The sequence below is a fragment of the Paenibacillus alkaliterrae genome (genome assembly GCF_021532375.1).
GTDB classification, from domain to species: domain Bacteria; phylum Bacillota; class Bacilli; order Paenibacillales; family Paenibacillaceae; genus Pristimantibacillus; species Pristimantibacillus alkaliterrae.
Genome location: NZ_JAKGAP010000055.1, coordinates 21,825 through 27,824, shown reverse-complemented (window position 1 = coordinate 27,824; position 6,000 = coordinate 21,825). Strand labels below are relative to the sequence as shown.

The window sequence follows — 6,000 nt, the reverse complement described above, 5'->3', positions numbered from 1 at the left end:
CGAGATCTGAAGATGATCTCATAACACCCTTAAGACCGCTAACACTACCAGTCTGTCTGTTTTAAGTTCAGATTATTATTTTTGCAAGAATCAAGTAATAAACAAAGGCAAATCAGGAAGGTATGTAGAAGCAGACGGGATCCGTGTGCTTTTTTGCATATCTTCTTTTTTCATGCCCAAAACCAAGGAGGACATTGGAATGGAGAGGTACACGTTCGTTGAACAAAAACACATGGTTACCGTCGACAATCGGTTGAAGGATTATAACCATCTAACGACTGATGTGTGGGACTATTTGGAGGAGGCTGGGTTTCTCTTTCATGGTACAGTACGCGATTGGACTGCTGTTTTTTTTCAGCAAACTTTCTATGTGCTGCACCATTTCATCAAAGACCAGCCGCAACAGGATTGTTTTCCTGCAGACAGCGGGATGAGTTGGAAAATGATATTTGAGCGCGATACTGAAGCGTGCGCGCTTTTCTCTTTCCTGGAGCGGATCGGCTTTCAAATGTTTATCCCAGTTCAAGCGATGATCGATGCGATCATCGACGATGGAGAAGACTGGCATTACCAAAGTCCGAAGCACAAATTCCAAATGTACTGCCTGCATGGTTCTTGTTCTTTGCTCATTGAGGTCTACATGCAGAACAAAGTACCTCCGTATGGAGCAAACCGTGAACCGCAGCCATATCCAGAAGACCGGTGCCAACCATTTCTCGATTTTGACGTCGAGACCTTGGAGACCGGAAAGAGGAGCCGCGCGCGTGTAACGGAAGGGGAGACGTTGGATATTTTGGAGAAGTTGGACGAGGATTTGATGGATGCAACACGGGAGCGAATTAAGAAGATTTATGATGAGAATTCACGAATCGGTTTACTAAATTCGGGTGGCAAGGACAGTCGGTTGGTTTTACAACTGATGATTGAACATGCCATCAAACATCCGGATCCTTCGAAGAAGATCATGGTGATTAGTGCGGATACCCTAGTGGAAAATCCAGGTGTTAAATCGATCATACATGACCTGAAGAATGCGCTGGCCGATGCGATGCCATGGGTGGAATACCACATTGTCGAGCCCCGAGAAGATAATACACTTCTCGTTTGCATCATCGGCAAGGGTTATCAAGCTCCATCCGTGACCTTCAAGTATTGCGTTCGCCGGCTAAAAATCGAGCCGGCACGCGATTTTCTGGAAGCAGTCTTTTTGGCCGAAGGAGTCGAGGACACCTGCCTAGTCATGGGAAGTCGGGACAATGAAAGCGGCGATCGGAAGCGCAGCCTGCAGAAATATTTCGGGGAAGAATTCTACGGCCATCATCCTGTTGGAGCCATCCGGACGGCAAGTCCAATCCGTGACTGGACCAGTCAGGAGGTTGTTACCTTTCTCGCATTCAACAGGGCGCCATGGAGTCGCTACGGTGCTCGAAACACAGAGCTTTTGGCTTTCTACGGAGCCGCTGTCGGCAGTGAATGTCCACTTGGCGCGGCCGTCGTAAACGACAATGAAGCCATGATGCAATGTGGGAAAAGCGCACGAACCGGATGTTACTTATGTACGATTTCGAATGATCGAAGCATGGGTAACTTGATTTCTTCCTTTCCGGAGTATGAAAAATATTACCGGTTTCGAGGCATACTCAAAGCCATTGGACAAGACATTCGCTACGGCGGAATGGTCGGCTTGCAGCGAATTGGCAAATCGAAAATCGGTAGTGGAATAGGTGATCTAACCATAGATGCGAGGTCGCATCTTCTTGAAGCCATGATTGATCTCGGTATTGAATGGCGGGAAAGTGAAATCCGTACCGCCTATCAAATGGTGCTTCACCGTGAGACGGTTGAGGGCTTTCCAGTTACCAGACGCTTTCGGGAGGCCATATACAAGATGCTTGGCATAACCAGCGGGTTTCGTGGATTGTTTTTTCATCCTGTCTTTGACCCTTATGGAACCGGCGTAGATCAATTCACCGCGGAAGATGAGTCAGCTATCCGAAGGATTATGGAAGAGAAAAATAAGGCCTTGGTTAACGCCTAAATTAGATCAGGAGGAAATTCATATGGATACAAAAAGCACCGTGCAATTAATTCATAACGAAAGGGCAAAGGTAATGGAGCACTTCCAAAGAGGCGTATACTCAATCGAGTTTGCCCTCGGTCATTTATCCGGGCTGTTGAATCTGGCGTCTGCCGGAGACCTCGGCGGCCTCGTGGAGGACATAAAGAACGACCTATATGTCCTCATCAAAGACCAGTCTTCCGGTTCTGATCAGGTGCGTCCTGGATGTACCGAACCAAATGCCATCTTTCGACTTGATCCTACCTTTACAGCATTACTCGGAAATGTTTGGTTTCCCGGTAAAACGGCGGCCAAGGATAAAGTGAATTGATCAAAAAATGCCGTTTCCTTCTCTATAGCTGCGGAGAGGATTAAAAATCCTCTCTGCAGCAGCGGGGAGTAATACGAGTGAATTGGAAATTGTCTAGCAGCTTTTCTACTAGGAGCCATAGTAATTCCCGGCCAGGCGGGACGGATCTAAAAAATCCCCCCGCCTGGTCGCGGGGGCCTATGGAGGTAATACAAAGATGGCTGAACAACGGGAATTCACTTTGTTCGATTATTTCGCTGATACGCAGGATGGTATTGCTGAAATGGCAACCGTTCTTCTCGCCCATCACGAACCGTCAACGGCGGGCGCTGGGAAAAGGTCGTTCGCGTATGACGTTGGTGCAGAACTGAAAGGCGCGCGCAAGCATCTCGCCACGCTGACGAAGTTTTCCACCGAATGGTACGAGGAGCTCGAACTTGACCCGACGCAGGCTTTTGAAGCAATTTGCAAAGATGAACTGCTCGGCGAATTATCACCGGCCTTGCTACGGGATCTCGGGTACACATCCGAAGCCGCTTATGCAGTGAAAATGATGTGGGATCGTGTAGCCCAGCGTCCGGAAGATGATCCGAAGCAGCGGGAATATTTCATTCACGCGATCGAGCAATTGAAGCTGGTTTTTGCGGAGGCATTTACGGAGGAACAATTCCGATCCGCCTATGACCAATTAAAAGAGCAATTTGTAAAAGGATACTGGTCACTGAGCAAGAGAAATGTGGAAAAGGAGCCTGAACTAGAGAATTTTCGTTTCTGGCTCTCTCTCGGCGACCGCTACAAGTACACTTTCTCGGCATTCGGCAAGCGGGGCAAGGAACCAGGCTACCATCAAGTGTTCAAAAAGGCCTTCATTTCTGAAGAGGGGAAGGATTGGAAGTGGGCAGAGCCCAAATCCAAAGCAACCGCTCAGAAGGCCAGCAACGAGCGCTGGGAGCGTAGGGTACCTGATGAAGTGGTTCGATTATCCCTGGAACCGTCCGGTGTCAACAAGCCTGAAGACCTGATGGAACATTACGGGTACCGTGGGGTGCAGTTCGGAAATTGGGTTGATGACGCAGCTGGCCGTTACCACGTTCTATGCTGTGGCAATGCTCATGCTGATCTTGCAACAGTTCTTGAAATCCCGCGTACATCGCTTAGTTTCTACGGTCGCCTTGGCATTGCCTTCGGAGCCAGGGGAAGTGGATCGGCGTCGGCTCATTACGAACCTGACCAAAATGTGTTCAATTTTACAAAGCACCGCGGCGGTGGCGCAAAAGCTCACGAGTGGGCGCATGCCCTGGACTTCAATCTCTACTCGTTTTCACATGGTTTCACGAACGGGAAGCGGGCACCATTGTCCGGTAACGCCGCGGGTGGTCAATTGCCCCGTTCGGTCTCCCGAGCCTTTGAACGGCTTATGGAGGCGATTAAAGAAGGCGACGGATTATTGGAGGTAAAAGTACCGGATCCAATACCGCAGCCGTCAGGACGTTACAAGACCGGCGTACTGAGAAGCCTTGAGCGAAACGATTACGATGTAACGCGAGCGCTCGCTGCACTGAAAGGTACATACCGGCTTTCGGCTAAACAATGGAATGAGGTAGGTTTCACATACTGCCATAAGCTTCATGACGAAGGTAAGGAAGTACCGTCTGAGTTTTTCGTCCCGACCGATTCAAGCGCCTTTTATCTCGATGCGAAATCGCGGAGTGCCTACTGGCGCCGCGATCATGAATTATTCGCCCGCGCGTTCGAATCATGGATCGAGGACGAGCTCGCCGCACGCGGGTTGACCAATTCCTATTTGGTCTGCGGTACCCGCTTTGGCGGACCTTATCCGCAAGGCGTCGAACGGGAAACCATCAATGATGCTTTTCGCTCATGGTGGCGAGTCCTGCTTGATACCGGCATTCTCCAAGACGAGTAGCTATGGAAAGAAAATAGATATCTGCCGATAAATAGAATGGAGGGGTTCCATGGATAAGAGAGCTCGTACCCTGGAAGCCATTGAACGTAAGCGGAGAGAGATGATCGAAGCAAGTTCTCGGTATGGACTATCTTCCAAAGAGGTACTGATGAAATCACAAGAATTGGACGTGCTGCTTAATCGTTATCAGCGCATCCAGGAGAATCAGTTTCGCGTCTCCTAATTAAGAGTTTCTTATATGACTGCTCCTTTTCGGAGCGGTCTCTTTTTTTTGGAATCATCATCATTACATATCATTTATTCAGATGAATCTTTAAATCTTAATCATTGTCTTTATTAGTTACTACGTGCTGCTTAGATAGTATTTATTCGTTATCAAATTTTGACGGGGAGGGATCAATATTTGATAGAGGAGGGGATCATATTCTGACAAGCGGATTTCGGCTTTCAAATTCTGATGGACCCCCATCAAATTTTGAAAGGCGGAAAAACTGGGGATAAGTCGCCTATCAAAATTTGATACCTATAGCCTATCAAAAATTGAAAGGCAGGGTGTCATATACTGATGGGGGCGTATCAATTTTTTATAGGCTACCGGTCAGAAATTGAGAGAGGGGTAAGCGACGAAAAAAATAGGAGCCCGTAGGCCCCTAGCGAGAAATGCTTTCAATTCGAATTCCCGTGAAATTTGTATCGACAGCGCGAAGAGTATCCGTTATCAGAGTAAAATACCTGCTTTCAAGCCATTCGGTAACATGGTTATGAGGCGTATATATCGTATATATGCCATCTTGTTTCGTAGCAAAAGTTCCTTTGAACCAGGTATCGATCGATGGTTTTGCGATCTTCGTTTTGACTTCCTCCATGAATGAGGACCAGAGCTGCTTATCCGCTTCCGTAATATCTTGCTGCAGAAGTTGCTTTTTAATCTGCGTTTGTTTCTCGGCCTCGAAAAGTGAGAGTTGCTTCGGTTTTCGGTGAATCCGGCCCTTTTCAATCAATTCACTGTAAATGTCATTATAGTTGACGTTAGGATCCAGCTCCAAATCTTCCTTTTCACAGGTTTCCAAAAGGTGAGAGAGGTAACGGTCATGATCGGCTTGCAGCACCGGTGGCAGCTGCTCGTATAGTTCTTGTGAGAGGAACGGGACTTTCTTTCGCACCTTAAACAATGGACTTTCATCGGTATTGTTCATATCCGCATTCTGGACATTGAAATGATACACAAATCCATAGTCTTCAAGAATGGCCAGATACTTTTTCACTGTATTCCGACTTTTATTCATTTTTAGTGCTATTAACTCGAGATTTGGCCAACAAATATCTTTAGCTCCATAGCAATATCGCATCAGATGACCGAATAGTGCGATCCCTTCAGCAGAGAGGAAGTGACTCCAGTAATCGAACATATAATTGTTGATGATGGTTAGGTGGCCGTCAACGTACGGAATATTCTGACCATGCCTATCAAGAGAGAATTTCTGAACGTCTTCTTCCTTAAAATATATTCTTTCGAGCTCTTCCTCAAAATAAGGAATTTGCTTGCCATGAGCTATTTTTGTTTTCGGTGTGCGGTTGCCCGTTGGCCGGCTCCTATAGTAAAGAAGCTTCGATGACCCGCCTTTCAAATTCTTCTTTTCCGACATAAAAAATCTCCCTCGACGACGCCCCTTAAATGGCATTACTCAAGAGAGAATAGACACT

General features: G+C 47.2%; 5 protein-coding genes. 4 read left to right on the top strand and 1 reads right to left on the bottom strand.

What is annotated here, in order from left to right; all coding sequences use genetic code 11:
• Positions 1-199: 199 nt before the first annotated feature.
• The 4 genes from L1N85_RS19965 (at position 200) to L1N85_RS19950 (ending at position 4,519) form a co-directional block, all read left to right on the top strand.
• On the top strand, positions 200-2,038 hold the full coding sequence (locus L1N85_RS19965) for a phosphoadenosine phosphosulfate reductase domain-containing protein (protein WP_235240806.1): 1,839 nt from the start codon (positions 200-202) through the stop codon (positions 2,036-2,038).
• Between the two features lie 22 nt (positions 2,039-2,060).
• Entirely contained in the window at positions 2,061-2,390 is a 330-nt protein-coding gene (locus L1N85_RS19960; RefSeq protein WP_235240805.1) for a hypothetical protein, read from the top strand.
• A gap of 196 nt (positions 2,391-2,586) precedes the next feature.
• Positions 2,587-4,296: an LPD1 domain-containing protein gene (locus L1N85_RS19955; RefSeq protein WP_235240804.1), complete on the top strand. Its 1,710-nt coding sequence runs from the start codon at positions 2,587-2,589 to the stop codon at positions 4,294-4,296.
• Positions 4,297-4,345: 49 nt separating this feature from the next.
• Positions 4,346-4,519: an aspartyl-phosphate phosphatase Spo0E family protein gene (locus L1N85_RS19950; protein ID WP_268818387.1), complete on the top strand. Its 174-nt coding sequence runs from the start codon at positions 4,346-4,348 to the stop codon at positions 4,517-4,519.
• Between the two features lie 427 nt (positions 4,520-4,946).
• On the opposite strand, the gene L1N85_RS19945 is transcribed toward L1N85_RS19950, so the two are convergent.
• Positions 4,947-5,942, bottom strand: a complete 996-nt coding sequence (locus L1N85_RS19945) for a helix-turn-helix domain-containing protein (RefSeq protein WP_235240803.1) — start codon at positions 5,940-5,942, stop codon at positions 4,947-4,949.
• Between the last annotated feature and the right edge of the window lie 58 nt (positions 5,943-6,000).

Bases quoted from the DNA above. Each gene is read 5' to 3' on its own strand.
- L1N85_RS19945 (WP_235240803.1), bottom strand. From the start codon at position 5,942: ATGTCGGAAAAGAAGAATTTGAAAGGCGGGTCATCGAAGCTTCTTTAC.
- L1N85_RS19955 (WP_235240804.1), top strand. From the start codon at position 2,587: ATGGCTGAACAACGGGAATTCACTTTGTTCGATTATTTCGCTGATACG.
- L1N85_RS19960 (WP_235240805.1), top strand. From the start codon at position 2,061: ATGGATACAAAAAGCACCGTGCAATTAATTCATAACGAAAGGGCAAAG.
- L1N85_RS19950 (WP_268818387.1), top strand. From the start codon at position 4,346: ATGGATAAGAGAGCTCGTACCCTGGAAGCCATTGAACGTAAGCGGAGA.
- L1N85_RS19965 (WP_235240806.1), top strand. From the start codon at position 200: ATGGAGAGGTACACGTTCGTTGAACAAAAACACATGGTTACCGTCGAC.